This window comes from Kitasatospora sp. NPDC002040, assembly GCF_040296785.1.
Taxonomy (GTDB): domain Bacteria; phylum Actinomycetota; class Actinomycetes; order Streptomycetales; family Streptomycetaceae; genus Kitasatospora.
In genome coordinates this window covers 418,539-436,290 of sequence record NZ_JBEOXV010000004.1, presented here as the reverse complement: position 1 = coordinate 436,290, position 17,752 = coordinate 418,539, and the positions used below count along the sequence as shown (strand labels likewise).

Genomic DNA, 17,752 nt, shown 5'->3' with positions numbered 1-17,752 from the left:
TGCTGCCGGACTGCCGGAACTCAGACGCCCGAGCGTCGAAGTTGCGTTACGGGGGCGGGGACGGAAGTTTGGAGAGGTATTGGGGCAGGCTCGTCAGACAGGGGCCTGCCTGACGCAGGGCTCGCCCGGGCATGCACTATGGTTTATCTCGACATCGAGATAACTCGCGCTATGGTTTATCTTGACGTCAAGATACTTTCCGAGAGGCGTACGCCGCCACCGGAGGCCCGGGTGGGCCCAAGTTAGGGTCACCTTACCACTGGGTGGATCCAGAAGGAGTCAGTCGTGTCCGCGAACAGCTTCGACGCCCGCAGCTCGCTGCAGGTGGGCGACGAGTCGTACGAGATCTTCAAGCTCTCCGCCGTCGAGGGTTCCGAGCGGCTGCCGTACAGCCTCAAGGTGCTGCTGGAGAACCTGCTCCGCACCGAGGACGGCGCGAACATCACCGCCGACCACATCCGGGCGCTCGGCAACTGGGACGAGAACGCCCAGCCGAGCGAGGAGATCCAGTTCACGCCCGCCCGCGTGATCATGCAGGACTTCACCGGCGTCCCGTGCGTGGTCGACCTGGCCACCATGCGCGAGGCCGTGAAGGAGCTGGGCGGCGACCCGGCGAAGATCAACCCGCTGGCCCCGGCCGAGCTGGTCATCGACCACTCGGTGATCGCCGACAAGTTCGGCACCCAGGACGCGTTCACCCAGAACGTCGAGATCGAGTACGGCCGCAACAAGGAGCGCTACCAGTTCCTGCGCTGGGGCCAGACCGCGTTCGACGAGTTCAAGGTCGTCCCCCCGGGTACCGGCATCGTCCACCAGGTCAACATCGAGCACCTGGCCCGCACGGTCATGGTCCGCAACGGTGTGGCCTACCCCGACACCTGTGTCGGCACCGACTCGCACACCACCATGGTCAACGGCCTGGGCGTGCTGGGCTGGGGCGTCGGCGGCATCGAGGCCGAGGCCGCGATGCTCGGCCAGCCGGTCTCGATGCTGATCCCGCGCGTGGTCGGCTTCAAGCTGAGCGGTGAGCTGCCGGCCGGCACCACCGCCACCGACCTGGTGCTCACCATCACCGAGATGCTGCGCAAGCACGGTGTGGTCGGCAAGTTCGTCGAGTTCTACGGCGCCGGCGTCACCGCCATCCCGCTGGCGAACCGCGCCACCATCGGCAACATGTCGCCGGAGTTCGGCTCGACCTGTGCGATCTTCCCGATCGACGCCGAGACGATCAGCTACCTCAAGCTCACCGGCCGTTCGGCCCAGCAGCTCGCGCTGGTCGAGGCGTACGCCAAGGAGCAGGGCCTCTGGCACGACCCGTCGGTCGAGCCGGTCTACTCCGAGTACCTCGAGCTGGACGTCTCCACCGTCGTCCCGTCGATCTCCGGCCCGAAGCGCCCGCAGGACCGGGTGATCCTGGCCGAGGCCGCCACCAAGTTCGCCGAGGCGCTGCCGACCTACTCGGCCGAGGCCTCGAAGCCGACCGCGGTGACCGCCCCCGACGGCTCGCAGTACGAGATCGACAACGGCGCGGTCGTGATCGCCTCGATCACCTCCTGCACCAACACCTCCAACCCCTCCGTCATGCTGGGCGCCGCCCTGCTGGCGAAGAAGGCCGTGGAGAAGGGCCTGCGCGTCAAGCCCTGGGTCAAGACCACCCTGGCTCCCGGGTCCAAGGTCGTCATGGACTACTACGAGAAGGCCGGCCTCGTCCCCTACATGGAGAAGCTCGGCTTCAACCTGGTGGGCTACGGCTGCGTCACCTGCATCGGCAACTCGGGCCCGCTGCCCGAGGAGGTCTCGGCCGCCGTCAACGAGGCCGACCTGGCGGTCGTCTCGGTGCTCTCCGGCAACCGCAACTTCGAGGGCCGGATCAACCCCGACGTCAAGATGAACTACCTGGCCTCCCCGCCGCTGGTGGTCGCCTACGCGCTCGCGGGCAACATGAACATCGACATCACCCGGGACGCGCTCGGCCAGGACCAGGACGGCAACGACGTCTTCCTCGCCGACATCTGGCCCTCCGAGAAGGAGGTCGCCGACACCGTCGCGTCCTCGATCGACGAGGCGATGTTCGACAAGGGCTACCAGGACGTCTTCGCCGGTGACCACCGCTGGCAGTCGCTCCCGATCCCGACCGGCAACACCTTCGAGTGGGACGCCGAGTCCACCTACGTCCGGAAGCCCCCGTACTTCGAGGGCATGGCCAAGACCCCGAGCCCGGTGAACGACATCGCCGGTGCCCGCGTGCTGGCCAAGCTGGGCGACTCGGTCACCACCGACCACATCTCCCCGGCCGGCAACATCAAGCCGGGCACCCCGGCCGCGCAGTACCTCACCGAGAACGGTGTGGAGAAGCGCGACTTCAACTCGTACGGCTCGCGCCGTGGCAACCACGAGGTGATGATCCGCGGCACCTTCGCCAACATCCGGCTGCGGAACCAGATCGCCGAGGGCACCGAGGGCGGCTACACCCGCGACTTCACCCAGGCCGACGCGCCGGTGTCGTTCATCTACGACGCCTCGCAGAACTACCAGGCCGCCGGCATCCCGCTGGTCGTCCTGGCGGGCAAGGAGTACGGCTCCGGCTCGTCCCGCGACTGGGCCGCCAAGGGCACCGCGCTGCTCGGCGTCAAGGCCGTCATCGCCGAGTCGTACGAGCGCATCCACCGCTCGAACCTGATCGGCATGGGCGTCCTGCCGCTGCAGTTCCCGGAGGGCCAGACCGCCGAGTCGCTGGGTCTGACCGGCGAGGAGACCTTCTCCTTCACCGGCGTGACCGAGCTCAACGAGGGCCGCACCCCGAAGACCGTCAAGGTCACCGCGGGCGACGTCAGCTTCGACGCGGTCGTGCGCATCGACACCCCCGGTGAGGCGGACTACTACCGCAACGGCGGCATCCTGCAGTACGTGCTGCGCAGCCTGATCGGCTGATCCACGGCCAAGGACTGACCAGGAGGCCCGGACCGATATGGTCCGGGCCTCTTGTGCGTTCGCGCTCAATGGACTAAACCTCTCAACCAGCACTTGGTCCAGACCATTTGACGCTGTTTCAGAGAGTGGGTCCGCAATGCCCAGACGAACCTCTGCACTGCTCGCGGCCGTCACGGCGGCCGCCGTCCTGGCCCCCGTCACCGCCCAGGCGCACGACGGCCGGGTGCCGCAGCTGAACGGCCAGCGGGTCGGTTACTTCACCCAGTGGGGCGTCTACGGCGGCTTCGAGTTCAAGCACGTCCAGACCTCCGGCCAGGCCGGGAAGCTCACCGTGATCAACTACGCCTTCGGCAACGTCAGCGCCGAGGGCAAGTGCTTCGAGGCCAACGAGGCCGGGGTGGGCGACGCCTGGGCCGACTACCAGCGCCCGGTCGGCGCCGGTGAGTCGGTGGACGGCAGGGCCGACGCCGAGGGGCAGCAGCTGAAGGGCAGCTTCAACCAGCTGCGCAAGCTCAAGGCGAAGAACCCGCAGCTGAAGGCCGTGATCTCGCTGGGCGGCTGGACCTGGTCGAAGTACTTCTCGGACGCCGCGCTGACCGACGCGTCCCGGAAGGCCTTCGTCTCCTCCTGCCTGGACCTCTACCTCAAGGGCAACCTGCCGCAGCTCGGTTCGGCCGAGGGCGGGCCGGGGGCCGCCCTCGGCGTCTTCGACGGCATCGACCTGGACTGGGAGTACCCGGGCGGCGGCGGGGACCCGGGCAACGTCTCCCGCCCGGAGGACGGGCGGAACTTCACCCTGCTGGTGCAGGAGTTCCGGCGCCAGCTGGACGCGCTGGGCGGGAAGGCGCGCAAGCACTACCTGCTGACCGCCGCCGTGGCCGCCAACGAGACCGTGGCGGACCGCCTGGAGCTCCCGCAGGTGGCCAAGGCGGTGGACTGGCTCAACCTGATGACGTACGACCTGCACGGCCCCTGGGAGGGCACCGGGCCGACCGCCCACCAGGCCAACCTGTTCGCGGACGCCGCCGACCCGTCACCGAAGCAGCGCAGCGGGGACAAGGTGGTCCGGCACTACGTCGAGCGCGGCCTGCCGGCCCGCCAGACCGTGCTCGGGGTGCCGTTCTACGCCCACGGCTGGACCGGCGTGCAGTCGGGGCCGAAGCGGAACGGCCTCTACCAGCCGGCCGCCGCCGCGGCCGCCGACCTGCCCTACAGGGACGTGAAGGACCTGCCGGGCACGGTCCACACGGACTGGCTGCGCGGCGCCAGCTGGAAGTACGACGGCACCGCCCTGTACACCTACGACACCCCGGAGGTGCTCGCCTACAAGGCGGCCTATTCCCGGATCGCCGGTCTGGGTGGTGTGATGGCCTGGGCGCTCGACAACGACGACAGCAACGGCACCCTGGTGAAGGCCCTGGACAAGGGCCTGAAGTTCTGACGGGTGCTCAACCCGTAACAAAAGCCACGCGCAGCTCCGTGCGTCACTGTTCTGTGATGCGCGAAGCTGCGCGTTTCTATGTTCAAACGCGCACAAGCGCGCTAGATTCTCCCTCGCCGACGGGTCGCACGGGTAAATATGCAGGTGCCCTGCACATTGCACATGCTGCACCGCCGACAACACTTTGGCCCCCAGGGGTCGCATCGGGCGGTCCGGCTATTGCCGCCAGATGAACAGTGGACTATACCTTTGCGCATCACAGAAACCGCCTCTGACCGGCCCCTTGGCCGCTGGGCGCACCTCACTGGCAGGAATTGACGATCCGTCAGTCCCTGTATGCATCTTCTGGACCACACCGAGGGGTTAGGGCACTCATGGGCTCTGCAACCGAGTACAACCGCCGGGACATCTTCAAGCGCGCCGCGGCCATCACCGTGCTCGCGGCCGGCAGCGGTTCGCTGCTCGCCGCCTGCGCCGGCGGCAGCAGCAGCAGTGACAGCAAGAAGGCCGGCGAGTACAACCTGAAGGACGCCAAGAACCCGTTCGGCGTGGACGCCAAGAAGGGTCTTGAGGTCTTCATCTTCGACGGTGGCTACGGCAAGGACTACCTGGCCGCCTTCGCCGCGATCTACGCCAAGACGTACCCGGACGCCAAGATCGACCAGCAGGCCGACAAGGACATCACCGGGAAGCTGCAGCCGCGCTTCAACGCCGGCTCCCCGCCGGACGTCATCGACGACTCGGGCAACAAGCAGATCAAGCTCGACGTCCTGGCCAAGGACAAGAGCCTGGTCGACCTGGCCCCGCTGCTGGACGCGCCGTACATCGACGACCCGTCGAAGAAGGTCCGCGACGTCCTGATGCCCGGCACCATCGAGTCCGGCACCATCGACGGCAAGGTCTACAACCTGTCGTACGCGTACACCATGTGGGGCCTGTGGTACTCGGGCAAGCTCTTCAAGGACAACGGCTGGACCGCGCCGAAGACCTGGGCCGAGTTCATCACCATCTGTGAGCAGGCCAAGGCCAAGGGCATCGCCCCGCTCGCCCACCAGGGCAAGTACCCGTACTACATCAACGTCGCCATCCTGGACATGATCGCCAAGCAGGGCGGCCTCGACCTGATGGCCCGGATCGACAAGCTCGACCCGACCGCGTGGGACGACCCGGCCGTCAAGACCGCCGTCGAGGCGTTCTTCCAGGTGGTGGAGAAGGACTTCCTGCTCCCCGGCACCAACGGCATGACCCACACCGAGTCGCAGACCGCGTGGAACCAGTACAAGGCCGTCTTCATCCCGTCCGGTTCCTGGCTGGAGAACGAGCAGCTCTCCTCCACCCCGGCCGACTTCGAGATGACCTTCCTGCCGATGCCGTCGCTCCCCGGCGACAAGCTTCCGTTCGAAGCCATCCGGGCCGGCTCCGGCGAGCCGTTCGTGGTCCCGACCAAGGCCAAGAACGTGGCCGGCGGCCTGGAGTTCCTCCGGATGATGCTGACCAAGGAGGCGTCGGGCAAGTTCGCCCAGGCCGCCAACAGCCTCACCTGCCTCAAGGACGGTGTCGGCCCGGACGTCCAGCTGAAGCCGGGCACCAAGTCCACCGTGGTGGCGCTGAAGGCCGCGGGCGACAAGGTCTTCAACTTCCAGTACCCGAACACCGCGAGCAAGTTCGACGAGGACCTGCAGAACGCCTCCGGCGAGCTGCTGGCCAAGCGCATCACTCCGGCGGAGTGGATCAAGCGCGCCAAGGAGTCGGCCACCAAGAACAAGGGCGCCTGACCGGCGAAGTGACATAGGCGCGCCGGGGGCCTCCCGCACCAGGCCCCCGGTGCGCCCACGCCTGACGGACAGGAGATGTGACCATGCGTCACGGCAAGTACCCCTTCATCGTGGGGTTCCTCTTTCTTCCGATCCTGCTGTACGTGGGCCTGGTGCTCTGGCCCTACGCGCAGACGTTCGGATACTCCCTGACCGACTGGTCGGGACAGAGCCAGGAGATGAACTTCGTCGGCCTGGACAACTACACCAAACTCCTCGGTGACGAGGTCTTCCTCGGCGCGCTCTGGCACAACCTGCTCCTGCTCGCGGTCCTCCCGATCGCCACCATCCTGATCGCGCTGTTCTTCGCCTTCATGCTCAACGTGGGCGGCAAGGGCGGCACCGGTGGTGTCCAGGGTGTCGCGGGTGCCGCCTTCTACAAGGTGGTCTTCTTCTTCCCGCAGGTCCTGTCGATCGCCATCCTGGCGGTGCTCTGGCAGGCGGTGTACCGCAGCGACGGCGCCGGTCTGGCCAACGGCGCGCTGCTGAAGCTCGGCCTGGGCGACCCGCAGCACCCGGTCGAGTGGCTGAACGACCCGAACCTGGTGCTCTGGTGCATCATGGGCGTCCTGATCTGGGGCGGCGTCGGCTTCTACCTGGTGCTCTTCTCGGCGGCCATGCAGTCGATCCCGAAGGACATCTACGAGGCGGCGCTGCTGGACGGCGCCAAGCGCGGCCAGACCTTCTTCAAGATCACTCTGCCGCTGCTCTGGGAGACCATCCAGACCGCCTGGGTCTACCTCGCCATCGTGGCGATGGACGCCTTCGCGCTGGTGGCCAGCATGACCCCGGGCCGCACCTACGGCGGTGGCCCGGACCACCACAGCGAGTTGATGTCGACGTACCTGATGCGCAACTTCCTCGCCTTCGGTGAGGCGGGCTACGCCTGCGCGATGGGTGTTGTGATCTTCTTCTTCACCCTCATCCTGTCCGTCGTCTCGCTGCGGGTCACCCGGCGCGAGCGCATCGAGTACTGAGCGGGGCATGGCATGAGTACCAGCATCGACAAGACCACGACCGTTCCCGCCCAACGCTCCGTCAAGCCCCGGCCGCCGGCCAAGGAGGCGCGCTTCGCCGACGGCGGCGGGGTGCTGAACGTGTTCTCGCACGGCTTCCTGGCCATCTGGGCGCTGCTCATCCTGTTCCCGCTGGCCTGGGTGGTGCTCGGTTCCTTCAAGACCGACACCCAGATCAACACCAGTGCCTGGAGCTGGCCGACCTCCTGGAGCTTCAAGAACTTCGGCAGCGCCTGGGAGAAGGGCATCGGCGGCTTCTTCGCCAACACCCTGATCGTGCTGGCCGGTTCGCTCACCCTGACCATGCTGCTCGGTGCGATGGCGGCCTACGTGCTGGCCCGCTACGAGTTCAAGGGCAACCGGGCGATCTACTTCCTGTTCGTCGCGGGCGCGATGTTCCCCGTCTACCTCGCGCTCGTCCCGCTGTTCTTCATGGTCCGCAACCTCGGCGAGATCAGCCCCTACCTGGGTCTGAACAGCTACGGCGGCCTGATCCTGGTGTACACGGCGTACTCGCTGCCGTTCACCGTGTTCTTCCTGCACTCGTTCTTCCGCACGCTGCCGACCGCGATCCACGAGGCGGCCATGCTGGACGGCTGCTCGCACGCGCGGGCGTTCTTCCAGGTGATGGTGCCGATGGCCAAGCCCGGCCTGATCAGCGTCGGCATCTTCAACGTGCTGGGGCAGTGGAACCAGTACATCCTGCCGGTCACCCTGATGCAGCCGACCTCGGCCGGCGAGGCCGACCACTCGATGCTGGCCCAGGGCCTGGTCAACCTCGCCCTGCAGTCCGGCTACAAGAGCGACGCCCCGGCGCTGTTCGCGGGTATGACCATCGCGATGCTGCCGGTGCTGGTGGTGTACCTGTCCTTCCAGCGGCAGGTGCAGTCGGGTCTGACCTCGGCCACCCTCAAGTAACCGTCCGCGCATGAAGGAGGGGCCGCCCCGGTCGGGGCGGCCCCTCCTTCATGCTCAGCCCCGGTCGGCGGCCTGGGCGCGCAGCGCGCGGTCCAGGTCGTCCCGGCACTCCAGTACCAGGCGGCGCAGCGCGGGGGCGGCGTCCTGGTGCCCGGTCAGCCAGGCGTCGGTGGCGGCCAGGGTCGCCCCGTCGGTCTGGAACCGGGGGAAGAAGCCGCCGACGATCCGCATCGCGATCTCGATCGAGCGCTGGGCCCAGACCGACTCGATCACCTCGAAGTACCCGGCGGTGTAGCCCGCGGTCAGCTCGCGCTGGCCGGGCTGGGCGAAGCCCGCGATCTGGGCTTCCACCAGGGCGTTCGGCAGCTCGTCCGAGTCCACCACGGCGGCCCAGGCGGTGGCCTTGGCGCCGGGGGTGGGCAGTGCGGCCAGACAGTGCGTCAGGTGCTGGCGCCCGCTCGCGGTGTTGTCCAGCTCCAGCTCGCCGCGCAGCTGCTCGGGCTCGGCCCGGCCGGCCGAGGCCAGCGCCAGCCAGAGCGCCCAGCGCAGCTCCTGGTCGACGGCCAGACCGTCGATCCGGGCGGTGCCGGCCAGCAGGCCCTCGACCAGCAGCAGGTGCTCGGCCCCGTCGGCGGTCAGCGCCAGGAAGCGGGCCCAGGCCAGCTGGTGGTCGCTGCCCGGCTCGGCGGCGCGCAGCTCGCGCAGCGCACAGGCCGCCAACTGCCGTCCGCCCTCGGCCCGGTGGTCCGGCGCGGCGTACAGGTCGAGCGCGCCCTTGGCCTGCTGGTGCAGCGACTGCAGCACGCCGATGTCCGACTCGGTGCCCGCGAACCGGTCCACCAGGGCGAGGTAGTCGCGGGTGGGCATCAGCCCGTCCCGGGTCAGGTTCCACACCGCCGACCAGGCCAGCGCGCGGGACAGCGGCTCGTCGATCTCGCCGAGGCCCTCGCGCAGGGTCTCCAACGACCGGTCGTCGAACCGGATCTTGCAGTAGGTCAGGTCGTCGTCGTTCAGCAGCACCAGCGCCGGGCGCGGCCGACCGGCCAGCTCGGGCACCACGGTGCGGGCGCCGTCCACGTCCAGCTCGACCCGCTCGGTGCGCACCAGCGCGCCGTCGGTGTCGCGGTCGTAGAAGCCGATCGCGATCCGGTGCGGCCGCAGGGTGGCGCCGTCCTGGAGCACGGCCAGCTCGGTGATCCGGCCTTCGGCGTCCACGGTGAGCTGCGGGGTGAGCGAGTTGACCCCGGAGGTCTGCAGCCAGGCGGCGGCCCAGGAGCCGAGGTCCCGCCCGCTGGTCCCCTCCAGCGCGCCGAGCAGGTCGCCCAGCACGGTGTTGCCGAAGGCGTGCCGCTTGAAGTACTGCCGGGCCCCCTCGAAGAACGCCTCCGCGCCGACGTACGCCACCAGCTGCTTGAGCACCGAGGCGCCCTTGGCGTAGGTGATGCCGTCGAAGTTGAGCTTGGCGTCCTCCAGGTCACGGATGTCGGCCGTGATCGGGTGGGTGGTGGGGAACTGGTCCTGCCGGTACGCCCAGGCCTTGCGCCGGTTGGCGAAGGTGATCCAGGCGGCCTTGTACTTGGTGCCCGCGCCGATCAGCGCGTACGAGCCCATGAAGTCGGCGAACGACTCCTTCAGCCAGAGGTCGTCCCACCACTTCATGGTGACCAGGTCGCCGAACCACATGTGCGCCATCTCGTGCAGGATGACGTTGGCCCGGCCCTCGTACGCGGCCTCGGTGACCTTCGAGCGGAAGACGAACTCCTCCCGGAAGGTGACGCAGCCCGGGTTCTCCATCGCGCCGATGTTGTACTCGGGGACGAAGCACTGGTCGTACTTGCCGAACGGGTACGGGTAGTCGAACTCGGTGTGGAAGAAGTCCAGGCCCTGCTTGGTGACGGTGAAGATCTCGTCGGCGTCGAAGTACTTCGCCAGCGACTTGCGGCAGGTCGCCGCGAGCGGGATCTCCAGCTTCGAGCCGTCGGCCGACTCGCGGCTGTAGTGGTCGCGTTCGACGTGGTAGGGCCCGGCCACGACGGCGGTCAGGTAGGTGGAGATCGGCTGGGTCGGCGCGAACTCCCAGACCCGGGCGGCGTCGTCGCCGGTGACCGAGGTGTGGACCGCGTTGGCGTACACGTCCCAGGCGGCCGGGGCGGTCACCGTGAAGGTGAACGGGGCCTTCAGGTCGGGCTGTTCGAAGTTGGCGAACACCCGCCGGGAGTCGGCCGGTTCGAAGTGCGTGTAGAGGTAGGTCTCGCCGTCGACCGGGTCGACGAAGCGGTGCAGGCCCTCGCCGGTCCGGCTGTAGGCGCAGTCGGCCTCGACCACCAGCAGGTTCTGCTCGGCCAAGTCGGCCAGCAGCACCCGGTGGCCGTCGAAGACCTCGGCCGGGTCCAGCGACCGGCCGTTCAGGGTCACGGCCCGCACGGCGGGGGCGAGCAGGTCGGCGAAGCTGGTCGCCCCGGCCTCACTGCTGCGGAAGGCGAGGGTGGTGGTCGACCGGAAGGTGGCGGCCGTCGGGTCGACGGCGGACGTCAGGTCGAGGTGGACGCGGTAGCTGTCCACCGAGAGGATGGCGGCCCGGTGCTGGGCTTCCTCGCGGCTCAGGTTCTTGCCCGGCACGGGCGGTACTCCTTTGTCCGGCTCGCACGGTGTGTTCGGGAGGTCCTCCCGGAGGAGCATCCTTTCACGTGCGCCGCTCGGTGCCATTGCACCGGGCACCCGGAATCAGCGGCGCAGCTCCGCTGTTGCTGATCCGTGGAACCGCCCGTACCCGACCGAAGGACGCCGTCAGTGACGACCGCAGACTCCAAGAAGATCGCCGACTTCTGGTTCGACCCCACCTGCCCGTGGGCCTGGATGACGTCCCGCTGGATGCTGGAGGTGGAGCAGCTCCGCCCGGTGGAGACCCGCTGGCACGTGATGAGCCTGTCGGTGCTGAACGAGAACCGCGAGGACCTGCCGGAGCGCTACAAGACCTTCCTGGCCGCCGGCTGGGGTCCGGTCCGGGTGCTGATCGCCGCTGCCCAGGCGCACGGTGAGAAGGTGCTCGGCCCGCTCTACACCGAGCTCGGCACCCGCTTCCACAACCAGGGCCTGCCCAACGAGCGGGCCACCGTCGAGGCGGCCCTGATCGCGGCCGGTCTGCCGGTCGAGCTGGCCGACGCGGCCGACTCCACCGAGTACGACGAGGCGCTGCGCGCCTCGCACGCCGAGGGCATCACCCTGGTCGGCGAGGACGTCGGCACCCCGGTGATCGCGGTCGACGGCCCGGACGGCGGCCGGGTCGCCTTCTTCGGCCCGGTGGTCACCCCCACCCCGCGCGGCGAGGCCGCCGCCCGGCTGTGGGACGGCACCCTGCTGGTGGCCGGTACGCCCGGCTTCTACGAGATCAAGCGCACCAGGACGGCCGGCCCGTCGTTCGAGTGACGGTGCGACAGCCGAGGGCGTGACAGTGGCCCCGTACCCGGCACGGGTACGGGGCCACTGTCGTCGGGTCAGCCGGTGCGCTGCTGCCGGACCCACCCGGTGACGGCGAGCACCACGGCCAGCCCGGCCGTGAAGTAGAGCTGGATCCGGTTGGCCTGGTCGAAGGTCATCAGCGCCAGCACCGTGACGATCCCGGCCAGCGCCAGCCAGGTCAGGTACGGGAACAGCCACATCCGGACGGTCAGCAGCTCGGGCTCCTCGCGCTCCAGCCGCCGCCGCATCCGCAGCTGGGCCACCGCGATGAAGCCCCAGACCACCAGCACGGCCGCGCCGACCATGTTGAGCAGCCAGCTGAACACCGTCTCCGGCCAGACGTAGCTGAGCAGCACCGCGGCGAAGCCGAAGGCCGAGGAGGCCAGCACCGCGAGCCGGGGCACGCCGCCCTGCACCTTGGCCAGCACCCGGGGGCCCTGGCCGCGCTGGACCAGCGAGTACGCCATCCGGGACGAGCCGTAGATGTTGGCGTTCATCGCCGAGAGCAGTGCGATCAGCACCACCACGTTCATCACCTGCGCGGCCGCCGGGATGCCCAGCGCGTCCAGCACCGCGACGTACGGGCCGCTGCCGACCACCTCGGGGTCGTCCCACGGCACCAGGGTCACGATCACGGCCATCGAGCCGACGTAGAACAGCGCGATCCGCCACATCGCGGTGCGCACCGCGCCCGCCACGCTGCGCCGGGGGTCCTCGGACTCGGCCGCCGCGATGGTCACCGTCTCCAGTCCGCCGTACGCGAAGACCGAGGCGAGCAGGCCGGTGACCAGGCCGCCCGCACCGTTCGGGAAGAACCCGCCGTGGCCGGTCAGATTGCTGCTGCCGGGAGCCGAAGTGCCGGGCAGCAGGCCGCAGATGGCGAGCACGCAGACCACCAGGAAGGCCACGATGGCGGCCACCTTCACGGCGGCGAACCAGAACTCGAACTCGCCGAAGTTCTTCACGGCGGCCAGGTTGGTGGCGCAGAAGAAGGTCATGAAGAGGGCGACCCAGACCCAGGACGGCACCGCGGGCAGCCAGCTCCCCATGATCCCGGCGGCGCCGATCGCCTCGGCGGCGACGCCGACGCAGAGCAGGGTCCAGAACAGCCAGCCCACCGTCAGCCCGGCCCAGGGGCCGATCTCCCGCTCGGCGTGCACCGAGAAGGAGCCGCTGGCCGGGCGGGCCGCCGACATCTCGCCGAGCATCCGCATCACCAGCATGACCAGCAGCCCGGAGGCGGCGAACGCCAGCACGATGGAGGGGCCGGCGGCGGCGATGCCCGCCCCGGAGCCGACGAACAGGCCGGCCCCGATCACGCCGCCGAGCGCGATCATCGACAGGTGGCGCTGCTTCAGGCCGTGCGTCAGCTTGTCACCGGCGACGGGGTGCTCGGTCGGCTCCAGCGTCGGCTGGGGGGAGGAGGGCGGCATCAGGCGGGTCCAGACTGTACGGATAGCGGAAGGATCTGTTCACTATTCGGCATGAACGGTGGGCATGCCAATGAGTGACGCCGCTGGACCGCCATCCGGACACTTATCTGACTGAAAGTGATCCGATCCTCACGCTGACTGGCCGGAACAGGTCGAACACGACAAGTCGGAGTACTGACCATTGGCCGGACCCGACGCCCTCGCCGACCCGGCGGGCGGCATAGGTTCACAAGTGTTCACCGAACGAGCCGTCAGGAGACCTGCTCATGGCCACCGCCACCGTCCCGTCCACCACCCCGGTCCTCGCCGACCTGCTCCCGCAGGCCGGCTCCCGCCTCGGCGTCCAGGCCCGCGAACTCGCCCTGGTCGCCGGGGGAGCGGTGCTCACCGGACTGGCCGCCCAGCTCTCCGTCCCGGTGCCCGGCTCGCCCGTCCCGGTCACCGGCCAGACCTTCGCCGCCCTGCTGGTCGGCACCGCGCTCGGCACCCGGCGCGGCATCGCCGCCCTCGGCCTCTACCTGCTGGCCGGGATGGCGGGCATGCCCTGGTTCGCCGACGGCAGTTCGGGCTTCGCCATGCCCAGCCTCGGCTACGTGATCGGCTTCGTGCTCGCGGCCGGACTGGTCGGTGCCCTGGCCCGGCGCGGCGCGGACCGCAGCCCGCTCCGGACGGCCGGTGCGATGCTGCTCGGCACACTGACCATCTACGCCGTCGGCGTCCCCTACCTGGCCGCCTCGCTCGGCGTCCCGCTGGCCCGCGCGGCCGAACTCGGGCTCTACCCCTACCTGGTGGGCGACGCCCTCAAGCTGGTGCTGGCGATGGGCGCCCTGCCGCTGGCCTGGAAGCTGCTGCGACGCGCCTCCTGATCTGACGGACCGGCACGGGCCCGGGTACCCGCGCATGCCACAATTCCCCCCATGCGCGTGTACCTGGGTTCCGACCATGCCGGATACGACCTCAAGAACCACCTCGTCCAGTGGCTGAAGGAGAACGGCCATGAGCCGGTCGACTGCGGCCCGCACATCTACGACGCCGTGGACGACTACCCGCCGTTCTGCCTCCGGGCGGCCGAGCGCACCGCCGCCGACCCCGAGTCGCTCGGCGTCGTGATCGGCGGTTCGGGCAACGGCGAGGCGATCGCGGCCAACAAGGTCAAGGGCGTCCGGGCGGCGCTGGCCTGGAGCGAGCAGACCGCCTCGCTCGGCCGCGAGCACAACAACGCCAACGTGATCAGCGTCGGCGGCCGGATGCACACCGAGGCCGAGGCCACCCGCTTCGTCGAGATCTTCCTCAACACCCCGTACAGCGGCGAGGAGCGGCACACCCGCCGGATCGAGATGCTCTCCGAGTACGAGACCACCGGCGAGCTCCCCCCGATCCCCGCCCACCACCCGCAGGTCTGACCCCCCGGACCGGTCGGGATCGACGAACAGGGGCGCGGGGGACCTACCGGTCCGCCGCGCCCCTGCCCGTTCGGTCAGAAGCCGTGCGGGAGCCACGGGGCCAGGGCGGAGGCGAAGGCCCGGTCGGTCTCGGCCAGGGCGCCGTCGGAGAGCTCGCGCACCAGCCCGGCCCGGCCGAGCGCCGCGAGCCGGACCCCGCCCAGATAGGCCGCCCCCAACTCCCGTACATCCAGCGCGAGATCGGCCGCGTCACCGGTGCGGACGCAGCTCGCGCCCTTCCCCGGCCCCTCGCTGTGCAGCCGCCACCGCCCGGCGTTCCACGGCGCGAAGGCGTCGGTCAGCTCCAGCACCACGTCCACCGCCGCCGCGTACTCCCGCAGCTCCAGCGCCTCCCCGACCCGGACCAGCCGCACGTGCAGCGCGTCCGCCGGGCGCGGGTCCAGCCGCCGGGGGTCGTCGACCAGGTGCAGCACCGGGTCGTCCACCGGACGGTTGGCGACCGTGACCCGCTCCATCAGGTCCAGGTCGAGCAGGTACTCCCACAGCGCCGCGTACACCCCGGGCGTGAGCGCCTCGACGTCCCGGACCCGCACGGTGCCGTCCGCGAGGTCGTCCGTGCCCCAGACCATGGACACGGAGTACCGGGCGTAGCCGAGCAGTTGGCCGCTCGCGCGGTCCTCGGCGAGCACGCACTGCTGGGGCGAGGCGCCGTCCCGCCCGCCGGGCGGGTCCAGCAGCGGGAGCTGCTCCCACCCCGGCCGGCGCTCCAGCATCCCGGGCCGCCCGGGGACCAGCTTGGCGTACAGCTCCTCACAGGCCGGGCCGCTCGCGGCCGGATCGGCCAGCCGTAGCCGGACGCTCCGGTCCACCGGGGCCTGCACCCTGACCTTGCCGGTCGGGACGGTCAGCGCCATCCGCCAGCTGCCCAGGCCGTAGCCGAACCGCCCGTAGATGCCGGACTCCGAGGCGGTCAGCACCGCGACCGCCTCGCCGCCGTCGCGCAGCCCGTCCAGTTGACGGCGCATCAGCCCGGTCAGGATCCCGCGCCGCCGGTGCGTCGGCAGCACGCCGACCATGGTGACGGCGGCCACCGGGACCACCGCACCGCCCGGAACGGTCATCCGCAGCGAGAACGCCCCGGCGCAGGCCACCGGGGTCGCGCCGTCCCGGACCACCAGTGAGCGGGCCGGCTCGGTCAGCGCCTTCCAGAGCGCGCGCTCCTCGGGCTGCTCCTCCGGGCCGCCGAAGGCGACCTCCAGGGCCCGGTACCAGTCGTCCCACTCCTCGGCCGTCAAGGTACGTACCGTCAGGCCGTCAACTGTTGCGTCGTCAAAGGGTCCGGTCTCAGCGGTCATATGCCAACAGCTACCACCGACCTGCGTCGTGCGCGACCGACTTTCGGCGGCTTGACGTGACGTGTCCGGGCTCCCGGGGGCTCCCGGGCGGCTCCGGCGGCCGAAACCCGCCGGGCCGGTGCACGCGCGTGCGCCCGGCGGCGCCCCAACCGTCGACGGCGGGCCACAGCGGTGGATAAGGTCAGAGGCCATGGCTGGCAGCACGCCGGGCGCGACGCCCCGGCCGACTGAGACGGGCCCGGGCGCGCAGGCGGCCGACACCCCGTGGACGGCCCGGTTGCGCAGCAGGCTCTACCGGGTCCGCCGAGTGCTGCGCCGGACCGGGGTGGACTACTTCCGCGGCGACGCCTCCGACTGGCTCGCCTTCGCGGTGCTGTTCGCGGCCGTCCCGCTGCTGGTCCTGCTGAACGTGCTGATCCCGGCCTGGGCGCCGCCCACCGCGCTGGTGCTGCCGATCCTGGCCGGTGCCCTGCTGCTGCGGCCCGGCACCCTGGTGCTGCTCTACGCGGCGGCCGCGCTCGGCCTGTCGGTCGAGTCGCTGATCCACACCGGCGAGCGGGTCGCCAGCACCAGCCCCGACACCTATGTCTACGGCGTCACCCCCGGCGCCGCCCTGGTGGTCGGCGCGGTCGGGGTGGCCGGGCTGCTGCTGGCCCAGTTCCGCAGCCGGGTCGGGGTGCCCTGGCGGGGCGGCGGCTCGATGCTGTTCGACCTGCGCGAGCGGCTGCGGGTGCAGAGCCGGGTGCCCGCGCTGCCCGAGGACTGGTCCGCCGACATGGCGCTCCGCCCGGCCGGTGGCCAGTCCTTCTCCGGCGACTTCGTGGTCGCGGCCAGGACCGGCCCGGGCCGCCGCACCCTGGAGGTGGTGCTGGCGGACGTCTCCGGCAAGGGGATGGACGCGGGCTCCCGGGCGCTGCTGCTCTCCGGCGCCTTCGGCGGCCTGCTCGGCTCGCTGCCCGCCCAGCAGTTCCTGCCCGCCGCCAACGGCTACCTGCTCCGGCAGGACTGGGAGGAGGGCTTCGCCACCGCGGTCCACCTGGTGCTGGATCTGGACACCGGGGAGTACGAGCTGTTCTCGGCCGGACACCTGCCCGGGATGCAGCGGCACGCCGGCACCGGCTGCTGGGAGGTCAAGGAGTCCACCGAGGGCGCGCTGCTCGGGGTGTACGACGGCGCGGTGTTCGAGGCGGTGCGCGGCCGGCTGGACCGGGGCGATGTGCTGATGCTCTGCACCGACGGCATGGTGGAGATCCCGGGCCGGGACCTGACCGAGGGGATGGACCGGCTGATGGGCGAGGCGGACCGGCTGGTCGGCGGCGCCGCGTTCTCCCAACACGGCGGCCGGGGCTCGGCGGTGAAGCTGATCGAGTCGGTGGCCAAGGACGTGAACGACGACCGCGCGGTGCTGCTGCTCTGGCGCGGGTGACGGTCCGGTGGCCGGTGTGTGTCAAGTCGGTGCGCCGGTCTTCGGCCATTCCTGATCGCCGCCGGGCGGAGTGGATCTAGGTCGGCCCCCACCAGCACGGGAACGGTCAACTTCCAGTTGGGGGCACCCGTCCGACGGACCGTCAGCTCGGCTGGGCTATCGTCTCGGTCGGCGGAAATTCGTCTCACATCGCAGGATCTTCGCGGCTGCCTTCCGGCAAGTCCTTTACGCAGTCCGCACGAACGACCACACTGAGTCCGGGTGGGACGGTCGGTTCTCGGGGGTCTCGGGGGATTGGGCCCGCCACGAAGCCTCGCTACGAAAGAATGAGGAAGTGAGTCCGGGTGGCCTTCTCCGTCTCTGCCCTGGTCCTGTTCGGGATCATCGTCATCATCTTCATCCGCAACAAGCAGTTGAAGACGAGCCATGCGATCATCGCCGCGCTCTTCGGTTTCATGCTGAGCCAGTCCACGGCGGCCAAGCCGATCCAGGACTTCCTCAGCCAGCTCGCGCAGACCATCTCCTCGGTCGCCAGCTGATCCGTCAGCGCCGTTCG

13 protein-coding genes are annotated in these 17,752 nt (G+C 70.0%); 10 read left to right on the top strand and 3 right to left on the bottom strand.

Annotated features, from left to right (window positions below; genetic code table 11):
- Nucleotides 1–285 precede the first annotated feature (285 nt).
- The 5 genes from acnA to ABT118_RS15055 all read left to right on the top strand — a co-directional run bounded on the left by acnA (nt 286) and on the right by ABT118_RS15055 (nt 8,120).
- Nucleotides 286–2,931 (top strand): aconitate hydratase AcnA, encoded by a 2,646-nt coding sequence (gene acnA / locus ABT118_RS15075; RefSeq protein ID WP_350668501.1) that lies wholly within the window; start codon nt 286–288, stop codon nt 2,929–2,931.
- 136 nt (nt 2,932–3,067) lie between these two features.
- Nucleotides 3,068–4,372 (top strand): glycoside hydrolase family 18 protein, encoded by a 1,305-nt coding sequence (locus ABT118_RS15070; RefSeq protein ID WP_350668500.1) that lies wholly within the window; start codon nt 3,068–3,070, stop codon nt 4,370–4,372.
- A 374-nt stretch (nt 4,373–4,746) separates the two neighbouring features.
- Nucleotides 4,747–6,147: an N-acetylglucosamine/diacetylchitobiose ABC transporter substrate-binding protein gene (gene ngcE, locus ABT118_RS15065; RefSeq protein ID WP_350668499.1), complete on the top strand. Its 1,401-nt coding sequence runs from the start codon at nt 4,747–4,749 to the stop codon at nt 6,145–6,147.
- An 83-nt stretch (nt 6,148–6,230) separates the two neighbouring features.
- Nucleotides 6,231–7,163 (top strand): carbohydrate ABC transporter permease, encoded by a 933-nt coding sequence (locus ABT118_RS15060; protein WP_350668498.1) that lies wholly within the window; start codon nt 6,231–6,233, stop codon nt 7,161–7,163.
- Between the two features lie 12 nt (nt 7,164–7,175).
- Entirely contained in the window at nt 7,176–8,120 is a 945-nt protein-coding gene (locus tag ABT118_RS15055) for a carbohydrate ABC transporter permease (RefSeq protein ID WP_350668497.1), read from the top strand.
- A gap of 54 nt (nt 8,121–8,174) precedes the next feature.
- Here ABT118_RS15055 and pepN read toward each other — a convergent pair whose 3' ends face one another.
- Nucleotides 8,175–10,739 carry an aminopeptidase N gene (gene pepN, locus ABT118_RS15050; RefSeq protein WP_350668495.1) on the bottom strand — a complete coding sequence of 855 codons (2,565 nt, stop codon included), beginning with the start codon at nt 10,737–10,739 and terminating at the stop codon, nt 8,175–8,177.
- A 171-nt stretch (nt 10,740–10,910) separates the two neighbouring features.
- On the opposite strand from pepN, the gene ABT118_RS15045 reads away from it, so the two are divergent.
- Nucleotides 10,911–11,546, top strand: a complete 636-nt coding sequence (locus tag ABT118_RS15045; RefSeq protein WP_350668493.1) for a mycothiol-dependent nitroreductase Rv2466c family protein — start codon at nt 10,911–10,913, stop codon at nt 11,544–11,546.
- Nucleotides 11,547–11,614: 68 nt separating this feature from the next.
- Here the strand turns inward: ABT118_RS15045 and ABT118_RS15040 are convergent, their stop codons facing one another.
- Nucleotides 11,615–12,916, bottom strand: coding sequence for an amino acid permease (locus ABT118_RS15040; protein WP_350668581.1), 1,302 nt, complete (start codon nt 12,914–12,916; stop codon nt 11,615–11,617).
- Between the two features lie 362 nt (nt 12,917–13,278).
- Here ABT118_RS15040 and ABT118_RS15035 point away from each other — a divergent pair, with 362 nt between their 5' ends.
- On the top strand, nt 13,279–13,878 hold the full coding sequence (locus ABT118_RS15035) for a biotin transporter BioY (RefSeq protein ID WP_350668492.1): 600 nt from the start codon (nt 13,279–13,281) through the stop codon (nt 13,876–13,878).
- A 51-nt stretch (nt 13,879–13,929) separates the two neighbouring features.
- Nucleotides 13,930–14,415, top strand: coding sequence for a ribose-5-phosphate isomerase (locus ABT118_RS15030; protein ID WP_057238497.1), 486 nt, complete (start codon nt 13,930–13,932; stop codon nt 14,413–14,415).
- A 74-nt stretch (nt 14,416–14,489) separates the two neighbouring features.
- On the opposite strand, the gene ABT118_RS15025 is transcribed toward ABT118_RS15030, so the two are convergent.
- Nucleotides 14,490–15,770, bottom strand: a complete 1,281-nt coding sequence (locus ABT118_RS15025) for a GNAT family N-acetyltransferase (protein ID WP_350668491.1) — start codon at nt 15,768–15,770, stop codon at nt 14,490–14,492.
- A 277-nt stretch (nt 15,771–16,047) separates the two neighbouring features.
- Between ABT118_RS15025 and ABT118_RS15020 the strand changes: the two genes are divergently transcribed.
- On the top strand, nt 16,048–17,196 hold the full coding sequence (locus ABT118_RS15020; RefSeq protein ID WP_350668580.1) for a PP2C family protein-serine/threonine phosphatase: 1,149 nt from the start codon (nt 16,048–16,050) through the stop codon (nt 17,194–17,196).
- Between the two features lie 344 nt (nt 17,197–17,540).
- On the top strand, nt 17,541–17,735 hold the full coding sequence (locus tag ABT118_RS15015) for a hypothetical protein (protein ID WP_350668490.1): 195 nt from the start codon (nt 17,541–17,543) through the stop codon (nt 17,733–17,735).
- Nucleotides 17,736–17,752 lie beyond the last annotated feature (17 nt).

What these genes read in the sequence shown, in the direction of transcription:
- ABT118_RS15070 (WP_350668500.1), top strand. Translation starts at nt 3,068, where the DNA reads ATGCCCAGACGAACCTCTGCACTGCTCGCGGCCGTCACGGCGGCCGCC.
- ngcE (WP_350668499.1), top strand. Translation starts at nt 4,747, where the DNA reads ATGGGCTCTGCAACCGAGTACAACCGCCGGGACATCTTCAAGCGCGCC.
- ABT118_RS15060 (WP_350668498.1), top strand. Translation starts at nt 6,231, where the DNA reads ATGCGTCACGGCAAGTACCCCTTCATCGTGGGGTTCCTCTTTCTTCCG.
- ABT118_RS15055 (WP_350668497.1), top strand. Translation starts at nt 7,176, where the DNA reads ATGAGTACCAGCATCGACAAGACCACGACCGTTCCCGCCCAACGCTCC.
- ABT118_RS15040 (WP_350668581.1), bottom strand. Translation starts at nt 12,916, where the DNA reads ATGATCGCGCTCGGCGGCGTGATCGGGGCCGGCCTGTTCGTCGGCTCC.
- ABT118_RS15035 (WP_350668492.1), top strand. Translation starts at nt 13,279, where the DNA reads ATGGCCACCGCCACCGTCCCGTCCACCACCCCGGTCCTCGCCGACCTG.
- ABT118_RS15030 (WP_057238497.1), top strand. Translation starts at nt 13,930, where the DNA reads ATGCGCGTGTACCTGGGTTCCGACCATGCCGGATACGACCTCAAGAAC.
- ABT118_RS15025 (WP_350668491.1), bottom strand. Translation starts at nt 15,770, where the DNA reads ATGACCGCTGAGACCGGACCCTTTGACGACGCAACAGTTGACGGCCTG.